Source organism: Streptomyces sp. NBC_00483 (assembly GCF_036013745.1).
GTDB lineage: Bacteria > Actinomycetota > Actinomycetes > Streptomycetales > Streptomycetaceae > Streptomyces.
On the sequence record NZ_CP107880.1, the window covers coordinates 1415472 to 1436089 of the forward strand.

Below are 20618 nucleotides of genomic sequence, written 5' to 3' on the forward strand. Positions count from 1 at the left end.
AGCCCCCATCACTGTTACCGAAAACGATTCTGCACCTGCCTAATACCTTTAGGCAAATGTACGCCGGCTTTCGCTTACCGGGCCCCGGCCGTGAGCATCCGCAGCGAGATCGAGTCGGCGATCGCCTGCTGCCCGGCGATGTTCGCGTGGACGCCGTCCCCGTTGTCGTACGCGGGCTTGATGCTGTTGGGGTGCAGCGGGTCCTTCAGGACCTCGTCGAAGTCCATGACGCCGTCACAGGTCCCGGAGCACGAACTCGCTTTCTTCGTAAAGAGGTTGACCGTGTGGCGGTCCAGGTTGTTCTGGTCCGTGTAGCCGGGACGGGGCGTGATGGGCGTGACGTAGATCTTGATGCCGGCGTCGCGCAGTTCCTTGAAGACCTTCTTGTAGCTGGCCAGGACCTGGTCCCCGTCGCAGCCGAAGGCGAGGTCGTTGGTGCCGTAGTAGAACAGGACCGAGGTGACGCCGTGCAGGGCGAGGACGTCCCTCTTGAGGCGGCTCGCGGCGTCGAGGCCCTTCACGTTCGACGGGGCGCCGGGGCAGTCGGCCGCGCTCGTCGTGCCGCTGATCCCCGCGTTGGCGATCGCGACCTGGTCGGTGCGCGGGAGTTCGGCGTGCACGCGGCGCGCCAGGTCGTCGGTCCAGCGGCGGTTGGTTCCGGTCTCGGTGCAGCCGGGGCCGCAGTTGGTGCTGCCGACGCCGTCGACGACCGAGCTGCCGTAGGCGACCGCGCTGCCCTTGAGGCGGGGGTTGTGCACGTCGACCGCGCTGACCAGGTAGGTGGCGTCGACGGTCTTCGTGTACGCGGCGCCGCTGGTGTCGGCGGTGTGGTCGCCGGTGCCCTCCGGCGTGAGGTAGTTGGTGCGCAGCGCGGTGCGGTGCTGGCCGGGGGTGGCCGCACCCTTGAGCGCAACGGAGACGGCCACGTCGTCCTGGGCGGCCGTGTCGAGGTCGGCGGGGTCGCTCCACACCTCGCCGCCCGCGGGAACGGTGACGTGGGTCTTTCCGTCGAAGCGGACGGGGTGAGTGTCGCCCTTGATGGACGCCCCGTCGCCGCTCAGGCCGACGGAGGCGCCGCCGATCTCCAGGGGCGCCGTGCCGAAGGTGTTCTGGATGCGGACGCGGACGCCGTCCCCGCCCTGGCTGAGATGCGTGACGGTGCGGACGGACTGGTCGCGCAGCGGGTCCGTCGCCGCGTCCTGCTGGGACTGGGCCCAGGAGGTGAACCAGGCGTTGCCGCCGGCCTGTCCGGGTCTGGCCTCGGCGGGGTGCGGGGCAGAAGCGAGGCCGCCGCCAGCGATGGCGAGGACGGCCGCTGCGACGGTCGTGAGCGTACGAAGTCGAGGCATGTGCACAACCTTCTTCCGGTGAACGGGAGTCTGGATGGTGCGGTGCTACGAACGCGGAAGGGGCCCGGCAACCCGGCGCAGGCCCCATCCGTCTTTCCTGTCAGCCGCCGACGAGCGCCCTCAACGACACGTAGAAAAGCGAGGGGCCGAGGAGGCAGCCGACGCCCGTGTAGAAGGTGGCGGTCATCGCCCCGTACGGGACGAGCCGCTTGTCGGTGGCCGCGAGGCCGCCGGCCACGCCGGACGTGGTGCCGAGCAGGCCGCCGAAGGCCATCGCCGACTTGGCGTTGTTCAGGCCGATCAGGCGCGCGACCAGCGGCGTACCCACCATCACCACCACGGACTTGACCAGCCCCGCGGCGACCGACAGCGCGATCACGTCCGAACTCGCGCCCACCGCGGTGCCCGTGACGGGGCCCACGATGTACGTGGCCGCGCCCGCGCCGATGGTTGCGAGCGAGGCCGCGTCCCGGTAGCCGAACAGCGCCGCGACGAGCGCCCCGGCGACGAAGGAGACGACGACGCCGAGCAGGATCGACAGGGCGCCGGCGGGCCCCGCCCCCTTGATCTCCTTCAGGTCGACGCCGTACGCGGTGGAGACGATCGCGAAGTCGCGGAGCATGGCCCCGCCCATCAGGCTCATCCCGGAGAGCGCGGTGATGTCGGCGATCCCCGCCTCTCCCCCGGTCGCCGAGCCGCCCCAGTAGGCGAGCGCGAGGCCGAGCACGATGGCAATGGCGGAGCCCTGCAGCCGCCCTCGGGTCAGCTTCTTGGACAGCCACGCCGAGACCAGCATCAGCGTGCCGACGAGGGCGAAGGCGACTATGAGCCCGTTGTCCTTGCAGACGGAGACGAACGTATCCACGTCAGGCCCCCTGCTTCTCGGTGGCGGGCTCCGCCGCCTCCGCGCCTGGGTCACTCAGGGGCGGCAGGGGTTCCCCTTTCCCGCCGATCCGCGCGATCACCGGCACCAGGGCGAATCCCGCGACGAGCGCGACGAGACCGGCCAGCAGGGCCATCGGGCCGCCGGTGACGGCCTTGTACACGTTCTGGGTCGACGCCATCGCGATGACGATCGGGATGTACATCGCGCTCCAGAAGAGCACGCCCTGTTCGCTCGCCTCGGGGAACTTCCCCTTCTGGCGCAGCCAGTGGGTCGCGAACACGAGCATGATCATGGCGAAGCCGACGCCGCCGACATTGGCGTCGACGCCGAGCGCCTCGCCCAGGTATTCACCGACGAGCGTGCCCGTGAGCATGCACACCGCCAGCGCTGCCACTCCATAGAGGACCATCGTCTTCTCCACATTGAGAGACCGGGAAGTAAGTAAGCGAGAACGTGGGGGGGAGATGGGGAACGTAGTAAGGACGGGTAGAGGTATGAGGTAGCGGTACGGGTAGGGGTCAGGCCTTCGCGAACAAGTCCACGTACGTCTTGCGGAGTTCGGCCTTCTGGACCTTGCCCATGACGTTGCGGGGCAGCGACTCCACGACGCGTACCGCGCGCGGGTGCTTGAAACGGGCGAGGTCGGGGGCGATGGAGTCGATGAGGTCCCGCTCCTGCGGCTCCTGGCCCGGCGCCGCGACGACGACGGCGACGACCGTCTCGCCGAAGTCCGGGTGCGGGACGCCGATCACGGCGGATTCGAGGACCGTGGGGTGGGCGTCGAGAAGCGTCTCGATCTCCTTCGGGTAGACGTTGAAGCCGCCGGAGATGATCAGGTCCTTGCCGCGCCCGGAGATGCAGAGGTAGCCGTCCTCGTCGATGAGGCCGAGGTCGCCGGTGATGAAGAAGCCGTCCTCGCGGAACTCTGCGGCGGTCTTCTCGGGCATCTGCCAGTAGCCGGCGAAGACGTTGGGGCCGCGGACCTCGACGCTGCCGACCTCGCCGTCGGGCAGCGGCTTTCCGGTCTCGGCGTCCACCACGCGGATCTCGGTGCCGGGCAGCGCCTTGCCGACGGTGCCGGGCTTGCGGGGCCCGCCCTCGTACGGGTTGGTGGTGTTCATGCCGGTCTCGGTCATGCCGTAGCGCTCCAGGATGGCGTGTCCCGTGCGGGCCTCGAACGCCTCGTGGTCGCTGGCGAGCAGCGGCGCCGAGCCGGAGACGAACAGGCGCATGGAGGCGCAGGTCTCCGGGGTGACCTTCTCGTGCTTGAGCAGGCGCGTGTAGAAGGTGGGCACGCCCATGAGCACGGTGGCGCGCGGCAGCAGCTCCGCGATCGCGTCGGCGTCGAACTTCGGCAGGAAGAACATGGAGGCGCCCGAGGCGAGCACCATGTTGGCGGCGACGAACAGGCCGTGGACGTGGAAGATCGGCAGGGCGTGGATCAGCCGGTCCTCGGAGGTGAACTGCCAACTGCCCAGCAGCGCCTCGCAGTTGGAGGCGAGGTTCTCGTGCGTGAGGATCGCACCCTTGGAGCGGCCCGTGGTGCCGGAGGTGTAGAGGATGGCCGCCGGGTCGCTCGCCGCGGCCTCGTGTACGTCGTCGTGGTGGGCGTCGCCTTCGAGGAGGCTGCCGTCGCCCGCGGTGCCGAGGGTCTCGACGACGAGGTCCGGGCCCTCGCGGTGGGCGTGGTCGGCGCGGCGCTGCGGCGGGCAGACGAGGACACGCGGCTTGGCGTCGCCGATGAAGTAGTCGATCTCGGCGCCCGTGTAGGCGGTGTTGAGCGGCAGGAACACGCCGCCGATCTGCAACGTCGCCAGGTAGAGGGCGATGGCCTCGACCGACTTGTCGACCTGCATGGCGACGCGGTCGCCGGGGGTCACGCCGTCGGCGACGAGGCGCGCCGCGATGCGCCGCACGGTGTCCGCGGTCTCGCGGTAGGTCACGGACCGCCCGTCGGGCAGCTCGAAGAGCGCCTTGTCCGGACGGAGTTCCGTCTGCTCGACGAAGGACCGGTGGATGGTACGGAAGGGGGCGGTCGCCGCCGAGGGGCTCGTCTGCGTGCTCATCGGGGTGGTTCCTTTCTTCTTTTCCTCCGAGGCCCGGTCGTACGGGGCCTCGTGCTGCGGGAAGTCTTCTTCGAGGGGCCCGCCGACCGCGACGGCGCCGCGGCGCACGAAGTCCTCGTGGCGGCGCTCCAACTGGTCCGGTTCGTAGCGGTAGTTGATCATCGCGCCGTAGGACTGGCGCCAGGCTTCGGGCGAGGAGTTGGCGGGCCAGTCGAGCTGCCAGGCGGCGGCGCCGTTGCCGAGGTGGAAGCGGGCGACGGGGTCGAGGGGGCGGCCGTCGGGGCGACGTTCGGCGACGACGTAGCGGGCGAGGGCCGGGAGGAGGCGGGGGCGGATGCGCTCGGCGTCGTCGATGACATCCGGGTTGCTCAACTCGGCTGCGAGGGAGGCGAGTTCGGGCTCGTGCCCGGCCCGCGCCTCCAGCCACGCCCGGAAGCCGGGGATGGGTGACAAGGTCGCGAACTGCGTGAGGTGCGGGAGTTGTTCGCCGACCTGCTCGATGACCTGCTTGATGAGGAAGCTGCCGAAGGAGACTCCGGCGAGGCCGTCGAGCGCGTTGTTGATGGAGTAGAGCGCCGCCGTGTCCGCGTCCGCGGGGCTGAGCGCGGGGCCGGGTTCGAGCAGCGGGGCGATGCTGTCGGGCAGCCCGCGGACGAGGGCGACCTCCACGAAGATCAGGGGTACGTCGCCGATGGCCGGGTGGAAGAAGGCGTAGACGCGGCGGTCCTCGGGCTCGATGCGGCGTCGCAGTTCGGCCTCGGACGCCATCGAGTGCACCCGCTCGCCGCGCAGCAGATGCCGGTGCAGCTCGGGCGGCGAGTCCACGGTGACCTCCTCCATGCGCAGGAAACCGCGGTTGAACCAGGAGGTGAGCAGGTGGTGGAAGTCGTGGTCCAGGGGCCGCAGTTCGGGGTGTGCGGGCAGCAGGCGGCGCAGGTCGGCGCGCATGTGGACCAGGGCGAGGGTGGCGTCGGGCGCGTGGTTCATGCGGCGCAGGAGCTGCTGGCGGGCCGGCTCGACGACGTCGAAGAGGTGGACGAGCTCCGCCTCTCCCTGGGAGCCGGTGGCGCGGGCCTCTTCCCAGCGGCGGTAGGCGGTGCGGACCTGGTCGGCGTCGGCGTCGTAGGTCTTGGTGATGTGGGCGAAGAAGGCGAGCCGGCCGGCGTCGTCGAGCGCGTCGTAGGCGGCGAGGGCGCGGGCTGCGACGGCGCGCGTGGAGGCCTCGCCGACGTCGCTCATCAGGACTTCGCAGGCCGCGAGCAGCTGGTCGAGCGGGGCGTCGGCGGTGGACCGGTCGGTGCCGCCGTCCGCTCGTCCGCCGAGCTTTCCGAGGGCTCGGTACAGGTCGGTGAGCAGCCAGCCGTCATGGCGGTCGTCGTGGTGTTCGTCGTGGTGTCCGTCGCGGTGTTCCTCACGCCGTTCCATGTGCGCTCCCGCCCACGTCTCGCCACGACGCTCGATATGCATCGTGGGGCATGATGTATATAACAAGCGCACGGTAGATCACAGGAGTGACCGGCGCCACCCCCTGGAGCGGGCGGATAATCTGGGCAATCGGAGGTGGAGATGGCTCGAGTCCCTGAGGCCAGACGCGTGCGCGACGCCCTGGAGAACGCGGTGGTGGACGGCCGGTACCGGCCGGGCGAACGCCTCGACCCGGCGGAGCTGGAGCGCGAGTTCGGCTGCTCGCGCACGCCGGTGCGCGAGGCGCTGCAGGCTCTCGAGCGGTCCGGCCTCGTACAGATCCGCCCGAAGCAGGGCACGTACGTCACCGAGCTGAGCGTGTCCGAGCTGGCCGAGCGCTTCGAGGTCATGGCGGAGCTGGAGGGGATGGCGGCGCGGCTTTCGGCTCGCCGTATAGAGCGTGAGGCGCTGGCCGAGCTCGAGGACGCGCTGCGGGAGTGCGAGCAGCATGCGCGCGCGGGCGACGCCGATCCCTACTACTACGCCAACGCCCGCTTCCACGCGATCGTCTACGACTCGTGCGGCAACGAGTATCTGCGGCAGCAGTCCCATGCGCTCAAGCGGGCCCTTCAGCCTTACCGGCGGCTGCAGTTGAGGGTGCCGGACCGGATGCGGCGGTCCCTCGCGGAGCACCGGGCGATCGCCGACGCGATTGCCTCCGGCGCGGCGGAGAGGGCGGAGGAGGCGGCGCGTGAGCATGTGCTCGTGCAGGTGAAAGAGTTCAGCCAGTTGGTGCGGACGTGGCGTCATCTGACGGAGCCGGCGGCGGGCTGACCCTTGGGGTGCGGCGGGCATTGCCTACGTCACGGGCTCTGCCCCGGACCCCGCGAGTCTCGTCCCAGAGCGGGGCTTATAACCGTCACAGATACTCGATTGGGCTCCCGGCCGTTCCAACAGAGGATTGAGCGCGTGACGGAGACGACGGACACGGCAGGCATGAAGGCGTTCCACCAGGCGGTCACCGAGTGGGCCGCCGGTGGTTCCGGCACGCCGGCCCGGGAGCTGGCCGTACGTCTGCGGGTGCGCAGCGCCGTACTCCTCGAAGGGCTCAGTGACGTCGCGGCGGTTGACGCGCTCGCCGAGCGGCGCGGGCGGGACCTCGCGGCCGAGGGCGTGTGCGTCGTGTCCATGGGCGGCGCGATGAACGTGGGCCGTTACGCCCGGCTGCTCGGACCGGCAGGGCTCGGACTGCGACTGACCGGGCTGTGCGACGAGCGCGAGCGGCGCTATTACGACCGCGCGCTGGAACCGGCCGGCGGGCAGATCGAAGGGCCGGGCAGCGGCACCGTTTTCGTGTGCATCGCGGACCTGGAGGACGAGTTCATCCGCGCGCTCGGCGTCGCACGGGTCGAGCAGGTCGTCCGGGAAGCCGGCGAGTGGCACCCCTGGCAGACCTTCGCCCGCCAGCCCGCCCAGCAGGACAGGCCCGCGCACCGCCGCCTGCGCCGCTTCCTCGGCACCAAGGCCGGCCGCAAGATCCGCTACGGACGACTGCTGACCGAGGCGGCGTACGACGCCGGGTGCGTGCCCGCGCCGCTCGAGGAGCTTTTCGCGCAGCTGTAGGCGGCATGCGGCGACGTTTCGGTGCGCCCCGAAGGGTTCACCGGCCACCATGGAGTACATGCACACCACAACAATCCGGCATCGCGGCCCGGTCCTGGCGCTCATGTGCGTCGGCATGTTCCTGGTGCAACTCGATGTCACCGTCGTCAATGTCGCGCTCCCCCATATCGGAGAGGACCTGCGCACCGACCTTTCCGGGCTGCAATGGGTGGTCGATTCCTACACTGTCGTTCTCGCCGCGTGCCTGCTGGGCGCGGGGGTGATCGGTGACCGGTGGGGGCATCGCACGGTGGTGCTCGTCGGGCTCGCGCTGTTTGGCGTTACGTCGCTGCTGTGCGGTCTCGCGCCGAGCGTCGGCACGCTGGTCGCGGCGCGGGCGCTGCAGGGTCTCGCGGCGGCGCTCTTGCTGCCGAGCACGCTCGCCGTGGTGAACCGGACGTTTCCGAAGCGGGAGGAGAAGGCGCGGGCCCTGGGGGTGTGGGCCGGGGTGTCGGCGCTCGCGCTGCCGACGGGCCCCGTGCTCGGAGGTGTGCTGGTCACCGCGGTGGGGTGGCGGTCCGTGTTTCTCGTCAATCTGCCGGTGGTGCTCGTGGCCGCCGCCCTGACCTGGCGATACGTGCGGGCCGACGCGCCGTCCCGCACCGGGCGCCTCGATGTGCCGGGACTGCTCGCCGCGGCCGTCTTCCTCACCGCTCTCGTCTATTCGGCGATCTCGGCCGGGCGCTCCGGGGTGTCCGCGGCTCCGGTCGTCGCGGCGGTGGCCGCCGTGCTCGCCGCTGTCGCCCTCGCGCTGTGGGAGCGGCGGGCGGCGCAGCCGATGTTCCCGCCGGAGTTGGCCCGCAGGCCGGACTTCGTCGGGGCCAACGCGGTGGCCGCCGCCATGAACTTCGTCGGGATCGGCTCGATCTTCGTGATGACGCTGTATCTGCAGAAGGTCCAGCACCGCGACGCCCTGACGGCGGGGGCGATGCTGCTGCCGCTGTTCGTGCCGTTGGCCGCGTGCGCGCCCGTCACGGGGAGGCTCGCCGCACGCCTCGGACCGCGGCCGCCGATGGTCGCCGGGCTGCTCGTGGGGGCAGCGGGCTCCGCCTGTCTGCTGGTACTCACGCCCGCGTCCACGTATGGCGATCTGCTGCCGACGCTCCTCGGGCTCGGGCTGGGCATGGGGCTGCTGACCGCTGCCGCGGTCGCCGCCGCGTTGCAGGCGGGGCCGCCGGACCGGCCCGGCCTGTCGTCCGGCGTCAACAACACCGCGCGGCAGGCGGCCGGCGCGCTCGGCATCGCGGTGTTCGGGGCGCTGGCGCAGGACCCGGAGTCGCCGGCCCGGTTCACGGTGGGGCTGCACCACATCGGCGTACTGGCCGCCGCGCTGTGGCTGGCCGCCGCCGCGTTGACGGTGCGTGTCGTGCCGCGTCCCGAGCGGCCGCACTGAGCGATCGCCCCACGGCGGCCGGAAGTTAATCTTTGCCGCATGCAGTCCTACACAATCGGCCAGGCCGCACGGCTGCTCGGCGTCAGCCCCGACACCGCGCGGCGGTGGGCGGACGCCGGGCGGATCGTCACACACCGCGACGCGAGTGGGCACCGGGTCGTCCAGGGCAAGGATCTCGCCGCGTTCTCCGTGGAGTTGGCCGCGGGCGACGACGCCGACGACCACCCCTCGTACACCTCCGTGCGCAATGCCTTCCCCGGCATCGTCACCGCCGTGAAGCTCGGCGACGTCGCCGCCCAGGTGGAGATCCAGGCCGGGCCGCACCGGCTGGTCTCGCTCCTCACGCGAGAGGCGGTGGAGGAGCTGGGCCTGGAGGTCGGCATGGAGGCCACCGCCCGCGTGAAGTCGACGAATGTCCATATCGACCGTGCGTGAGCATCACTCCCCCTCCCACCACATGTACGTACGAACGCACATGCACACCCACACCGTCCACCCACCGGGATCATGCGAACCCACAGGCGACTTCCCCCTGGCAGATGCGGCAGTATGGTCGCCGTAAGCGTTCCAGGACACAGCAGGGGAGCTGAACCGTGACAACCCGTTCCGCGCGCAGGACCACGACCCGCCGCATGCTTCAGGTGACCGGCATCGGGGCGGCGGCGCTGCTGACCCTGAGCGCCTGCGGATCGTCCGACTCCGGGTCCGGTGCGTCCGATGCGGACTCGTCGGGGGCGTCCAGCGGCAAGAAGCTGTCCGGGACGGTGAACGTGTTCGCCGCCGCCTCCCTCAAGGAGAGCTTCACGAAGCTGGGCAAGCAGTTCGAGAAGGAGCACCCCGGCACCAAGGTCACCTTCAACTTCGGCGGCAGCGACAGCCTCGCCGCGGGCATCACCGGCGGCGCCCCCGCCGATGTGTTCGCGGCCGCGAGCCCCAAGACGATGAAGACGGTGACCGACGCCGGTGACGCCGACGGCAAGCCGAGCACCTTCGTCCGCAACCAGCTGGAGATCGCCACCCTCCCCGGCAACCCGAACAAGGTGTCGTCCCTGAAGGACCTCACGAAGCCCGGCCAGAAGGTCGTGCTGTGCGCAAAGGAGGTGCCGTGCGGTGCCGCCGCGCAGACGGCCCTCAGCGCCAGCAAGCTGAAGCTCACCCCGGTCTCGTACGAGCAGGACGTCAAGAGCGCCCTGACGAAGGTGGAGTTGAAGGAGGCGGACGCGGCGGTCGTGTACAAGACGGATGTGCACGCGGCGGGTGACAAGGTGGAGGGCGTGGAGTTCCCCGAGTCCAAGGACGCCATCAACGACTACCCGATCGCCCCGCTGAAGAAGGCGCCGAACGCCGCGGCGGGCAAGGCGTTCATCGAGCTGGTCAAGTCCTCCGACGGGCAGAAGGCGCTGACCGAGGCCGGGTTCCTGAAGCCGTGACCGTGGCGGCGAACGACACCGTGGAGGGTGGGGCGCGGCGGCGCCGTGGCCGCGTCCCTCCGCTGCCGCTGCTTGTACCCGCGCTCGTGGGCCTTGCGTTCCTTGTGGTGCCGCTGATCGCACTGCTCGTACGGGCCCCGTGGGCGCAGCTGCCCGAGCAGCTGACCAGCCCCGAGGTGTGGCAGGCGCTCCAACTGTCGCTGGTGTGCGCCACGTTGGCGACGCTGGTGAGTCTGGTGCTCGGGGTGCCGCTGGCCTGGCTGCTCGCGCGCACGGAGTTCCCGGGGCGCGGTCTCGTACGGGCCCTGGTGACGCTGCCGCTGGTGCTGCCGCCCGTGGTGGGCGGCGTCGCCCTGCTCACCGCGCTCGGGCGCAACGGTGTCGTGGGGCAGTACCTGGTCTCCTGGTTCGGGATCACGCTGCCGTTCACCACGACCGGTGTCGTGATCGCCGAGGCCTTCGTGGCGATGCCGTTCCTCGTGATCAGCGTCGAGGGCACGCTGCGTGCGGCCGACCCGCGCTACGAGGAGGCCGCCACGACGCTCGGCGCCTCCCGGTTCACCGCGTTCCGGCGGGTGACGCTGCCGCTGATCGCGCCCGGGATCGCAGCCGGCGCGGTGCTCGCGTGGGCGCGGGCGCTCGGCGAGTTCGGCGCGACGATCACCTTCGCCGGCAACTTCCCCGGCCGCACCCAGACCATGCCGCTCGCCGTGTACCTCGCCATGCAGAGCGACCCGGCCGCGGCGATCTCCCTCAGCCTGGTGCTGCTCGCCGTGTCGATCACGGTGCTTGCGGGCCTGCGTGACCGCTGGATGACCGCGTCATGACCGACCTTCAGAAGACGGTGCAGTACGAGGATGTGGCGGGGGCGGGGCTCGACGCGCGGCTCGTCGTGGACCGCGGCACCTTCCGGCTGGACGTCGCGCTCACCGCGAACCCCGGCGACGTCGTCGCGCTGCTCGGCCCGAACGGGGCCGGGAAGACCACCGCGCTGCGGGCGCTGGCGGGACTGACGCCGCTCGACGCCGGACACCTCCGCCTCGATGGCACCCCGCTCGACGGCACGCCGCCCGAGTCGCGCCCGGTGGGCGTGGTGTTCCAGGACTATCTGCTGTTCCCGCATCTGAGCGCGCTCGACAATGTGGCGTTCGGGCCGCGCTGCCAGGGCGCCGCGAAGGCGGATGCTCGTACGCAGGCGCAGGCCTGGCTCGACCGGATGGGGCTCGCGGAGCACGCCGGGGCGAAGCCGCGTCGGCTGTCCGGCGGCCAGGCGCAGCGGGTCGCGCTCGCCCGCGCGCTCGCCACGCGGCCCCGGCTGCTGCTCCTCGACGAGCCGCTCGCCGCGCTCGACGCCCGCACCCGCCTGGACGTGCGCGCCCAACTCCGCCGCCACCTGGCCGAGTTCGAGGCGGTGGCGGTGCTTGTCACCCACGATCCGCTGGACGCGATGGTGCTGGCCGACCGGCTCGTCGTCATCGAGCACGGCCACGTCGTCCAGGAGGGCGCCCCGTCGGACGTCGCGCGCCGCCCGCGCACGGACTACATCGCCCAGCTCGTCGGCCTCAATCTGTACCGGGGCCGCGCCGAGGGCCACACCGTCCACGTCGACGACGACGGCCCCGCGATCACGACGACGGAGGAGCTGAACGGCCCGGTCTTCGTCGCGTTTCCGCCCAGCGCGGTGACGCTGCACCGGGAGCGGCCCACGGGGTCGAGCGCGCGCAATCTGTGGCGGTGCGAGGTGAGCGGGATGGAGACGCACGGCGACCAGATCCGCGCCGCCCTCTCCGGCGACCTCCCCCTCGCCGCGGACCTGACGACAGTGGCGGCGGCCGAACTCGACCTGCACCCCGGCGCGAAGGTGTGGGCCACGGTCAAGGCGACACAGACGCACGCGTATCCGGCGTGACGGGTCCTTCGGGTTGCCCGGGCTCTAGGGTGAAGCACACGCAAAAGCCCCATAAACCCGACTTTGCGAGGCGCATCGCCATGGCCCTCTCCATCCGCAATCAGCTTCCCGGCACCGTCACGGCCGTCACCACGGGCGAGGTGATGGCGACGGTCAAGGTCCGTCTCGACGGCGGCCAGGACCTCACGGCCGCCATCACCCTCGAGTCCGTCAAGGACCTGGGCCTCGCCTCGGGTTCCGCGGTCCGAGCCCTGGTCAAGTCCACCGAGGTGGCGCTCGCGACAGCGCCCGTCGAGGGCCTGTCCATCCGCAACCAGCTGCCCGGCACGGTCAGGGACGTCGCCACCGGGGGCGCCATGGCCTCGGTCAGGGTCGACATCAGCGGGGCGGAGCTGACCGCCGCCATCACGAAGGACGCCGCCGCCGACCTGCACCTGGCGGCCGGCTCCACGGTGGTCGCCCTGCTGAAGTCGACAGAGGTGTCGCTGGCCACTGCCTGAGGGACCCGCTCGCGTCTCATGTCGCGCCCGCGATGTGAGACGCGCTCCCACGGAATCCGGCGGAAACCCTAAAGTGGCGCACATGTTCGGACCCGCTCGTCACCTGGCTCTCGCGCTCTTCGCGGCCACGACGTGGAGTGTCGACGACGCGCTCTGTCGTCGTTGACGTCCTGCCGCGCCGCTTCGGCGCGGCGAGCTCCTCCTGTCCGAACCTTCCCACTCCAGCTGCCGGAGACCTGCCGTGACCACCGCTCCCCCCGCCGGGGCGCCGCCGCGCGCCGCCCTGATCGCCCCGTCCCCCACCTCCTCGCCCGCCCCGGTCGCCGAGTCCGCGCCGCCCACCCGGTGGGGGCCGCTCGTCGGCGCCGGGGTCATCGGCGCCGCGCTCGACGCCTACGTGTTCGTGGCGCACGGCGCCAAGCCGGGCGTCCTGCTGCTGCTCGGGCTCGGGCTCGGGTTCGCCCTGTTCCACTCGCGGTTCGGGTTCACCTCCGCCTGGCGGCAGCTCGTGGCCGTCGGCAACGGCACCGGGCTGCGCGCGCACGCCCTGCTGCTCGGCACGACGGCGACGCTCTTCGCGCTGATCATCGGCACCGGCAGCGGGCTGTTCGGTTCGGTGCCCGCGCCCAGTGCGGGACCGATCGGTATCGGCCTCATCGTGGGCTCGTTCCTGTTCGCGATCGGCATGCAGCTCGGTGGCGCCTGCGCGTCCGGAACCCTGTTCGCGGTCGGCTCGGGGCAGAGCTCGATCGTGCTCACGCTCTTCGGGTTCATCGTCGGTTCCACCCTCGCCGCCTGGCAGTTCGGGCTCTGGAGCGATCTGCCGGCGCTCGACCCGTACCTGCTGTCCGACCACGTCGGCTGGTTCGGCTCCTGGGCGATCACCATCGTCGCGCTCGCCGCGATCTGGTTCATCGCGCGCGCCGTGCAGGCCCGCCGCAATCCCCCGCCGGTCGGCACTCCGCCGTCGGCGAAGGGCACGCTGCTCCGTACGGTCCGTGGCTCCTGGCCGCTGGCGGCGGGCGCCATCGTGCTCGCGGTGCTCGGCGCGGGTGTGCTGCTGGTGTCCGGCGGCGCGTGGGGCGTGACGAGCGCGTTCGCGCTGTGGGGCTCGAAGGTGGTGGGCGCGCTCGGCGGGTCCCCCGAGACGTGGGCGTTCTGGCAGCAGCCCGGCAACTCCGCCCAGCTGGCGGGACCGGTGCTCGCCGACAAGACGAGCCTCACCGACATCGGCATCATGGTCGGCGCGGCGGTCGCCGCCGCGGCGGGCGGCGTGTGGAAGCTGCACCGCGGGATCCCCGCCCGTACGGCGGTCGCCGCGGTCGTCGGCGGCATCCTGATGGGGATCGGCGCGCGCCTCGCGGGCGGCTGCAACATCGGCGCGTACCTCGCGGGCATCGTCTCCGGTTCGCTGCACGGCTGGATCTGGGGCGCCGTCGCCATCCTCGGCACGTGGGCGGGCCTGCGGCTGCGCCCGGTCTTCGGCCTCGGCAACCCGAAGCCGTCGGACAGCGTCTGCTGACCTCGTAGGGCATCGAAGACATGCGGGTCCGGGGAGCGCACAGCGTGCTCCCCGGACCCGCTCTCGTGTGACCGTCAACGCGTCTCGTGTGACCGTCAGCGCGTCTCGTGTGACCGTCAGCGCGCCATCAGCGCGAAGACTCCCCAGCCGAGATACTCGCGCTGATACCGCGCGTAGCGGGCGGGACCGGTGGTGAGCTCGGCCCGTACCTCGGCAGCCAGCTCGTCCTCGGGGTTCCCGTCGAGCCAGCGGCGGAGGTTGAGCCACTGGGCCGCCTGGTACCGGTCCCAGCTGTCCTGGTCGGCCAGCACCATTTCCACGACGTCGTACCCGAGCCCGCCGAAGCGCTCGATCAGCTCCGGCAGCGGCAGGAAGTCGTCCTTGCCGCTGGCGTGGCAGGCCCTGGCGGTGTCCTCGTCGGGCACCTCACGGCGCCAGTACGGCTCGCCGATGAGCATCAGGCCGCCGGGGCGCAGGCTCTTGGCGAGGAGGTCGACCGTGCCGGCCACGCCGTTCCCGATCCAGGTCGCCCCGACGCACGCGGCGACATCGACCGGCTCGTCCGCGACGTGCCCGGAGGCGTCGCCGTGGACGAAGGCGACCCGTTCGGCGACACCGAGTTCGGCGGCGCGGGCGCGCGCCTTCTCGGTGAACACCGTACTGATGTCCACTCCGGTCCCGGTGACGTGATGGTCGCGGGCCCAGGTGCACAGCATCTCGCCGGAACCGCTGGCGAGGTCGAGCATCCGGGTCCCGGGCGCCAGGTGCAGCGCCCGGCCCAGGACGGCGAGCTTGCCCGGGGTGAACGGGTTGTGGATGCGGTGGCTACTTTCGCGGACGGTGAAGATGCGCGGCAGATCCACGAGGGGTGTTCCTTACGTTCGAGACGTGCGATGAGGTCAGGGCTTCCGGGAGGGACAGACGACCGGAGTCGACCGCCGTTGCTCGGACCGTCATCAAGCACACCTCGTTCTGCACGCGGGGGTGGACCCGGTCAACCTAGGCCGTCCGGACCGCCCGCTCCACCGAATTACGCCCCCGCCGCCTCGCCGAGCAGCCCCTCCAGCGCGGCCACCGCATGCTCGCGATGCCCGTCGAGCAGCCGCACCGCGTCCTCCGTGCGCCCCTCGCGCAACGCGTCGAGCACCGCCCGGTGTTCGTCGATGACATGCGTACGGCTGGTCGAGTCCGCGTAGTAGAGGGAGCGGTAGGCGTCGGTGGCGTCCCACAGGGTCGCGATGAGCTGTACGAGGCGGTGCATGCCGGACGCCTCGAAGAGGACGAAGTGGAATCTGCGGTTGGCGGCCGCCATCGCCGCGACATCCGCCGCGGCGGCCTGCGCCTCCACCTCCGCCTGGGCCTCCGCCAGGGCGTCGAGGACGGTGCCGCCGCCGCGCATCGCCTCGCGTACGGCCTCGGCCTCCAGGATCTCCCGGATGCGGTACACCTCGCGCAGCTCGGCCAGGGACAGCTCGGCCACGAAGTAGCCACGGTGCGCGTGGTGCACGACGAGGGACTGGCCCTCCAGCGTCTTGAGCGCCTCGCGCAGCGGCACCCGGCTCACGCCGAGCTGCTCGGCGAGGGCGTCCTGCCGGATCGGCATGCCCGGCCTGATCTCCCCGCTGGTGATGGCGCGGCGCAGCTCCTCGAGCACGAACTGCTGCGCCGTGGGGGGCCGCCGCCTCGGTGCGGGCGTGGTCATGGCGGCTCCTCTTCCTCTCTGCCGGGCGTCGGCAGCACGTGGTGAACGGCGCCCATCCTACGGAGCCGCACTGACATCGCCCGCGTCGTCCGCTGCGGAAAGCCCCAGCTCGGCGAGGATCTGCTCGGTGTGCTCGCCGAGCCGTGGCGGCGCCGTGACGTACGCGGCGGGGGCGGCGCTCAGCCGGATGGGGTTGGCGACCTGCGCGGCGGGTGCCTCGCGGTTCGGGTCGTCGATGTGTACGCGGGGGTCGAGGCCGAGCCGTTCCGCGAAGGCGAAGGCCTCCCCGAGGTCGTTGATCGGGCCGCAGGGCACGCCGACGGCGGTCAGTGTCTCGAACCACTCGTCGGCTCCGCGCTCGCGCAGCCGCTCGGTGAGTTCGGCGAGGAGTTCCTCCCGGTGGGCGACGCGCGCTGTGTTGCTCGCGAAGCGCGGGTCATCGGCGAGGCCCGGCATCCCCAACTCGGTGCACAGCGCGCCGAATTGACGGTCGTTGCCGACGGCGAGCGCCAGCGGCCGGTCCTTGGCGTCGAGGACCTCGTACGGGGCGATGCTCGGGTGCTTGTTGCCCATCGCGCGCGGCACCACTCCCCCGGCGACGTGCGCGGAGGCCTGGTTGGTGAGCGCCGAGAGCAGCGAGGTGAGCAGGGATACCTCGACCTTCTGCCCCTCTCCGGTGGCGTCGCGGTGCCGCAGCGCCGCCATGACACCGAGCCCCGCGTGCATCCCCGTGATGACATCGACGAGCGCGACTCCGGCCTTGGTGCCCTGGCCGCCCGGCTCCCCGGTGACGCTCATGAGTCCGCCCATGGCCTGCACCAGGAGGTCGTAGCCGGGCAGCGCGGCGCCCTCGGCGGTGCCGAATCCGGTGACCGAGCAGTACACGAGGCCGGGGTTGAGCGCGCTCAACTCCTCGTAGCCGAGGCCGAGTCGGTCCATGGTGCCGGGCCGGAAGTTCTCGACGAGGACGTCGGCGCGGGCGGCGATGGCGCGGGCGGCCTCGCGCCCGGACTCCTCGGTCAGGTCGAGGGCGACGGAGCGCTTGTTGCGGTTGACCCCGAGGAAGTAGGTGGCCTCGCCGTCGGCGAAGGGCGGCCCCCAGGAACGGGTCTCGTCACCGGCTCCGGGGCGCTCGACCTTGATGACCTCTGCGCCGAGGTCGGCGAGGAGCATCGTCAGGTACGGGGCCGCGAGGACCCGGCCGAAGTCGGCGACGACGAGCCCCGAAAGGGCTCCCTGGGCGACGGGCCTTGTGGCCGGCATACGGCTCTCCTTGTGGAACCTTGGCAAGCGGTGGGCGTGCGGCTACGATCCGAGACGTAAAGAAAGTTGGATCCAAAATCCGATATCCGTCACCCTAGCGCCGACCGGCCACGCAGCCAAGGAGTCCGCGATGCCCTCAGCCCCCCTCCACCCCTTCGAACTCGTCGACATCGACGGCATGTTGAGCGACGAGGAGCGCGCCATCCGCGACACCGTGCGCACCATGGGCGAGCGCGAGCTGCGCCCGAAGGTGGCCGAGTGGTTCGAGAACGGCGCCATCCCGGCCCGCGAGCTCGCCCGCGAACTGGGCGGTCTCGGCGTCCTCGGCATGCACCTGGAGGGCTACGGCTGCGCGGGCACCAGCGCCGTCTCGTACGGACTCGCGTGCATGGAGCTGGAGGCGGTGGACTCGGGGCTGCGCAGCCTGGTCTCGGTGCAGGGCTCGCTCGCGATGTACGCGATCTGGAAGTACGGCTCCGAGGAGCAGAAGCAGCAGTGGCTTCCGGGCATGGCGGCGGGCGAGAAGATCGGCTGCTTCGGCCTCACCGAGCCGGACGCGGGCTCCGACCCCGGCTCAATGCGCACGAACGCCAAGCGCGACGGCAAGGACTGGGTCCTCAACGGCGCCAAGATGTGGATCACCAACGGTTCGGTGGCGGACATCGCCGTCGTCTGGGCCCGCACCGAAGAGGGCGTGCGCGGCTTCCTCGTCCCGGCGGGTACGCCCGGCTTCTCGGCGCCGGAGATCAAGCGCAAGCTGTCCCTGCGCGCCAGCGTCACCAGCGAGCTGGTCCTGGAGGACGTACGGCTGCCCGCCGACGCGATGCTGCCGAACGCGCGCGGCCTCTCCGGGCCGCTCGGCTGCCTCAACGAGGCCCGCTTCGGCATCGTGTTCGGCGCGCTCGGCGCCGCCCGTGACTGCCTGGAGGCGGCGATCTCCTACGCCGGTGACCGGACGGTCTTCGAGCGCCCCCTGGCCTCGTACCAGCTGACGCAGCAGAAGCTCGCCGACATGGCCCTCGAACTCGACAAGGGCATGCTGCTCGCGCTGCGCCTCGGCCGGCTCAAGGACGAGGGCCGCGGCACGCCGGAGCAGATCAGCGTCGGCAAGCTCAACAACGTGCGCGAGGCCATCCAGATCGCCCGCGAGTGCCGCACCATCCTCGGCGCCAACGGAATCACCCTCGAATACCCGGTGATGCGGCACGCCAACAACCTGGAGTCCGTGCTCACTTACGAGGGCACGAGCGAGGTCCACTCGCTGGTGATCGGCAAGACCCTGACGGGCCTGCCGGCCTTCCGCTGAGCCGCCTGGTTCACCTGCTGAGCCGCCACGTCACTTCGCCGTCGTTCCACTCGTCCGTGGGCGCGAGCCCGCAGGCGGTGGCGACGGCGGCGGATGCGCGGTGCTCGGGGTGGATGTGGGCGACGAGCGTCCCGACGCCCTGCTCCCCGAGCCACGCGACGAGCCCTCGCGCGGCCTCGGTGGCGAAGCCGCGCCCCTGCCACCGCGTGCCCACGACCCAGGCGATCTCCGCGACGCCGCCTCCGACGGTCGCCTGGACCGTGCCCACCAGGCGCTCCTCGTCCCGGAGTTGGACCACCCAGTTGAGCCAGGTGACGGCCGGGTCGGGCGAGCCCGCCAGCATCCGCCGGTAGCGCGCCCGCAGTTCCTCGACCGTGTCCGGTGTGCCGCCGATGAAGGTGTGCAGGGCCGGGTCTGCGAGCACGTCGGCCATCTCCTCGGCGTGCTCGACACGCAGCGGCAGCATGGCCAGCCGTCCGGTGGTGAAGGTGGACATCTTCTCGCTCATCCGCTCGCTCATCTACTCGCCGCCGGACTGTCCACGCGGATCAGGGTCTGCTGCCCGTTCGCCACCAGCTTGCGCCGGTCGCCCTGCACCCCGAACACCTCCAGTTGGCACACCGTCAGGGTGCGTCCCGGCTTCAGTACGGTGCCGACCGCCTCGAGGTGGTCGCCGATCGCCGGGGCGAGCAGGTTGATCTTGTACTCGACGGTGAGGACCTCGGTGCCCTCGGGGAACAGCGTGTACGCCGCGTAGCCGCCGGCGCTGTCGGCGATCGAGCTGGTGGCGCCCGCATGGAAGTAGCCGTGCTGCTGGGTGAGTTCGGGCCTGCTCGGCAGCGCGATGTGCACCCGCCCCTCGGCGACCTCGGTGAGTTGGGCGCCCAGATGTGCCATCAGGCCCTGTCGGTCGAAGCTCTTGCGGATGCGGGCCCGTATCGCCTGCATCCGGTCCATCTCGTCGTTCACGCGCGCTCCTCGGACTCCGCCTACGACAGTTGCTCCGCTCACGGCAACCGCTCCGACTACGACAACTGCTCCGTCTACGCCAACTGCTCCGCCAACAGGAAACCACCGATCGCGATCATCATGACCCCGGAGACCCGTGTCACGGCCCGCGCCGCCGAAGGTCGTGTCTTCAAGACGGTGCGCGCCAGCACACCGACACCGAGGTAGACGACGGCGCAGGCGGTCATGTGGAGGGTGCCGAGGACTCCGGTCTGCACGGCCACCGGCCAGCCCGTCGCCGGGTGGATGAACTGCGGGAAGAGGGAGAGGTACAGCAGCAGCGCCTTCGGGTTGAGGCCGCTGATGCCGATGCCCTTGATCATGACCTGGCGGCGGGAGGCGCCGACGGGCTCTTCGCCGGCGGTCAGCACGGCGGGCTGCCGCAGCACGTTGCAGCCGAGCCACACCAGGTATCCGGCCCCGGCGACGGTCAGCGCCGTGAGCAGGGTCGCCGAACTCGCCACGAGCACCGCCAGGCCCGCGACGGCGAGCAGTGTGTATCCCACGTAGCCCGTTATCAGCCCGGCCACCGCCGGGACGACCGAGCGGTCCCGCAGTCCGGCCGCGATCGCGTAGGCCCAGTCCGCGCCCGGTGTGAACACCAGCAGGAGGTCCACGGCCAGAAATGCCGCCAGTGTGGTCGTGTCCATGTGTGTCGATCCCTCTCACGTGCAGTTGTACGCGAGGAAGGCTAGGCCGGATCCGCCCGAAGGTGTTCCCTTCTTTACTCCGTCACCGGCGAATCTGAGGGAGAATCTTCTTCATGGATGCCATGGACCGGAAAATTCTTACCGAGCTGCAGATGGACGGCCGTCTCACCATCACCGAGCTGGCCGCACGCGTGAAGCTGAGCGTCTCGCCCTGCCACCGCCGGCTGCGCGATCTCGAACGCTCGGGGGCGATCCGCGGCTACCGCGCCGTCGTCGACCCGTCCGCCCTCGGCCTGGACTTCGAGGCGCTGGTCTTCGTCACCCTGGGTTGGGAGGACCGGGACACCGTCGCCTCGTTCGAGGAGGCGGTGGCGGCGGTGCCCCATGTGCTGCAGGCGCAGCGCCTGTTCGGCGACCCGGACTATCTGCTGCGGGTGGCCGCCGCCGACCTGACCGCCTTCCAGCAGCTGTACGACCAGCAGCTCGCGCGCCTGCCGGGAGTGCAGCGCCTGAACTCCACGCTCGTGATGAAGAACGTCGTCGCGAATCGGCCGCTGCCCGACTGACT

21 protein-coding genes are annotated in these 20618 nt (G+C 71.2%); 11 read left to right on the top strand and 10 right to left on the bottom strand.

The genetic code is table 11. The features are described from left to right. Nucleotides 1-74 precede the first annotated feature (74 nt). The 4 genes from OHA73_RS06000 to OHA73_RS06015 all read right to left on the bottom strand — a co-directional run bounded on the left by OHA73_RS06000 (nucleotide 75) and on the right by OHA73_RS06015 (nucleotide 5726). Nucleotides 75-1349: an SGNH/GDSL hydrolase family protein gene (locus OHA73_RS06000; protein ID WP_327654399.1), complete on the bottom strand. Its 1275-nt coding sequence runs from the start codon at nucleotides 1347-1349 to the stop codon at nucleotides 75-77. A gap of 100 nt (nucleotides 1350-1449) precedes the next feature. Then, the gene (gene madM, locus OHA73_RS06005; protein WP_266716638.1) at nucleotides 1450-2214 is read right to left on the bottom strand and encodes a malonate transporter subunit MadM; all 765 of its coding nucleotides are present in this window, start codon (nucleotides 2212-2214) and stop codon (nucleotides 1450-1452) included. Between the two features lies 1 nt (nucleotide 2215). Continuing rightward, a complete protein-coding gene (gene madL, locus OHA73_RS06010) occupies nucleotides 2216-2644 on the bottom strand; it encodes a malonate transporter subunit MadL (RefSeq protein WP_327654400.1) in 429 nt (142 codons plus the stop codon). Between the two features lie 109 nt (nucleotides 2645-2753). Beyond that, the gene (locus OHA73_RS06015) at nucleotides 2754-5726 is read right to left on the bottom strand and encodes an AMP-binding protein (protein ID WP_327654401.1); all 2973 of its coding nucleotides are present in this window, start codon (nucleotides 5724-5726) and stop codon (nucleotides 2754-2756) included. A 141-nt stretch (nucleotides 5727-5867) separates the two neighbouring features. Here OHA73_RS06015 and OHA73_RS06020 point away from each other — a divergent pair, with 141 nt between their 5' ends. The 9 genes from OHA73_RS06020 (at nucleotide 5868) to OHA73_RS06060 (ending at nucleotide 14121) form a co-directional block, all read left to right on the top strand. Further along, a complete protein-coding gene (locus OHA73_RS06020) occupies nucleotides 5868-6539 on the top strand; it encodes a GntR family transcriptional regulator (RefSeq protein WP_266716632.1) in 672 nt (223 codons plus the stop codon). A 162-nt stretch (nucleotides 6540-6701) separates the two neighbouring features. Continuing rightward, a complete protein-coding gene (locus OHA73_RS06025; protein ID WP_327658415.1) occupies nucleotides 6702-7328 on the top strand; it encodes a TOPRIM nucleotidyl transferase/hydrolase domain-containing protein in 627 nt (208 codons plus the stop codon). A 58-nt stretch (nucleotides 7329-7386) separates the two neighbouring features. Beyond that, nucleotides 7387-8760: an MFS transporter gene (locus OHA73_RS06030; RefSeq protein WP_327654402.1), complete on the top strand. Its 1374-nt coding sequence runs from the start codon at nucleotides 7387-7389 to the stop codon at nucleotides 8758-8760. Between the two features lie 39 nt (nucleotides 8761-8799). Next, entirely contained in the window at nucleotides 8800-9195 is a 396-nt protein-coding gene (locus OHA73_RS06035) for a TOBE domain-containing protein (protein WP_267071799.1), read from the top strand. A gap of 197 nt (nucleotides 9196-9392) precedes the next feature. Next, nucleotides 9393-10190 carry a molybdate ABC transporter substrate-binding protein gene (gene modA / locus OHA73_RS06040; RefSeq protein ID WP_327658416.1) on the top strand — a complete coding sequence of 266 codons (798 nt, stop codon included), beginning with the start codon at nucleotides 9393-9395 and terminating at the stop codon, nucleotides 10188-10190. Between the two features lie 2 nt (nucleotides 10191-10192). Then, nucleotides 10193-11017 (top strand): molybdate ABC transporter permease subunit, encoded by an 825-nt coding sequence (modB, locus tag OHA73_RS06045; protein WP_327654403.1) that lies wholly within the window; start codon nucleotides 10193-10195, stop codon nucleotides 11015-11017. Next, on the top strand, nucleotides 11014-12099 hold the full coding sequence (locus OHA73_RS06050; RefSeq protein WP_327654404.1) for an ABC transporter ATP-binding protein: 1086 nt from the start codon (nucleotides 11014-11016) through the stop codon (nucleotides 12097-12099). The genes modB and OHA73_RS06050 overlap by 4 nt, the downstream gene beginning before the upstream one ends. Before the next feature lie 80 nt (nucleotides 12100-12179). Beyond that, entirely contained in the window at nucleotides 12180-12599 is a 420-nt protein-coding gene (locus OHA73_RS06055; protein ID WP_266716622.1) for a TOBE domain-containing protein, read from the top strand. Nucleotides 12600-12840: 241 nt separating this feature from the next. Continuing rightward, entirely contained in the window at nucleotides 12841-14121 is a 1281-nt protein-coding gene (locus OHA73_RS06060) for a YeeE/YedE family protein (protein ID WP_327654405.1), read from the top strand. Between the two features lie 116 nt (nucleotides 14122-14237). Here OHA73_RS06060 and OHA73_RS06065 read toward each other — a convergent pair whose 3' ends face one another. From OHA73_RS06065 to OHA73_RS06075, 3 genes are all read right to left on the bottom strand, one after another. After that, nucleotides 14238-14984, bottom strand: a complete 747-nt coding sequence (locus OHA73_RS06065) for an SAM-dependent methyltransferase (protein ID WP_327654406.1) — start codon at nucleotides 14982-14984, stop codon at nucleotides 14238-14240. Nucleotides 14985-15151: 167 nt separating this feature from the next. Continuing rightward, on the bottom strand, nucleotides 15152-15823 hold the full coding sequence (locus OHA73_RS06070; RefSeq protein WP_327654407.1) for a GntR family transcriptional regulator: 672 nt from the start codon (nucleotides 15821-15823) through the stop codon (nucleotides 15152-15154). 57 nt (nucleotides 15824-15880) lie between these two features. Then, complete coding sequence (locus tag OHA73_RS06075; RefSeq protein WP_327654408.1) at nucleotides 15881-17086, bottom strand: CaiB/BaiF CoA transferase family protein; 1206 nt, start codon at nucleotides 17084-17086, stop codon at nucleotides 15881-15883. A 130-nt stretch (nucleotides 17087-17216) separates the two neighbouring features. Here OHA73_RS06075 and OHA73_RS06080 point away from each other — a divergent pair, with 130 nt between their 5' ends. Beyond that, complete coding sequence (locus OHA73_RS06080; RefSeq protein WP_267071792.1) at nucleotides 17217-18392, top strand: acyl-CoA dehydrogenase family protein; 1176 nt, start codon at nucleotides 17217-17219, stop codon at nucleotides 18390-18392. 10 nt (nucleotides 18393-18402) lie between these two features. Here the strand turns inward: OHA73_RS06080 and OHA73_RS06085 are convergent, their stop codons facing one another. The 3 genes from OHA73_RS06085 to OHA73_RS06095 form a co-directional block, all read right to left on the bottom strand. After that, nucleotides 18403-18900, bottom strand: a complete 498-nt coding sequence (locus tag OHA73_RS06085) for a GNAT family N-acetyltransferase (protein ID WP_327654409.1) — start codon at nucleotides 18898-18900, stop codon at nucleotides 18403-18405. 8 nt (nucleotides 18901-18908) lie between these two features. Next, complete coding sequence (locus tag OHA73_RS06090) at nucleotides 18909-19349, bottom strand: PaaI family thioesterase (RefSeq protein ID WP_327658417.1); 441 nt, start codon at nucleotides 19347-19349, stop codon at nucleotides 18909-18911. Between the two features lie 86 nt (nucleotides 19350-19435). After that, entirely contained in the window at nucleotides 19436-20050 is a 615-nt protein-coding gene (locus OHA73_RS06095) for a LysE family translocator (protein ID WP_327654410.1), read from the bottom strand. 113 nt (nucleotides 20051-20163) lie between these two features. Between OHA73_RS06095 and OHA73_RS06100 the strand changes: the two genes are divergently transcribed. Next, nucleotides 20164-20616, top strand: coding sequence for an Lrp/AsnC family transcriptional regulator (locus tag OHA73_RS06100; protein WP_266716607.1), 453 nt, complete (start codon nucleotides 20164-20166; stop codon nucleotides 20614-20616). Nucleotides 20617-20618: the final 2 nt, after the last annotated feature.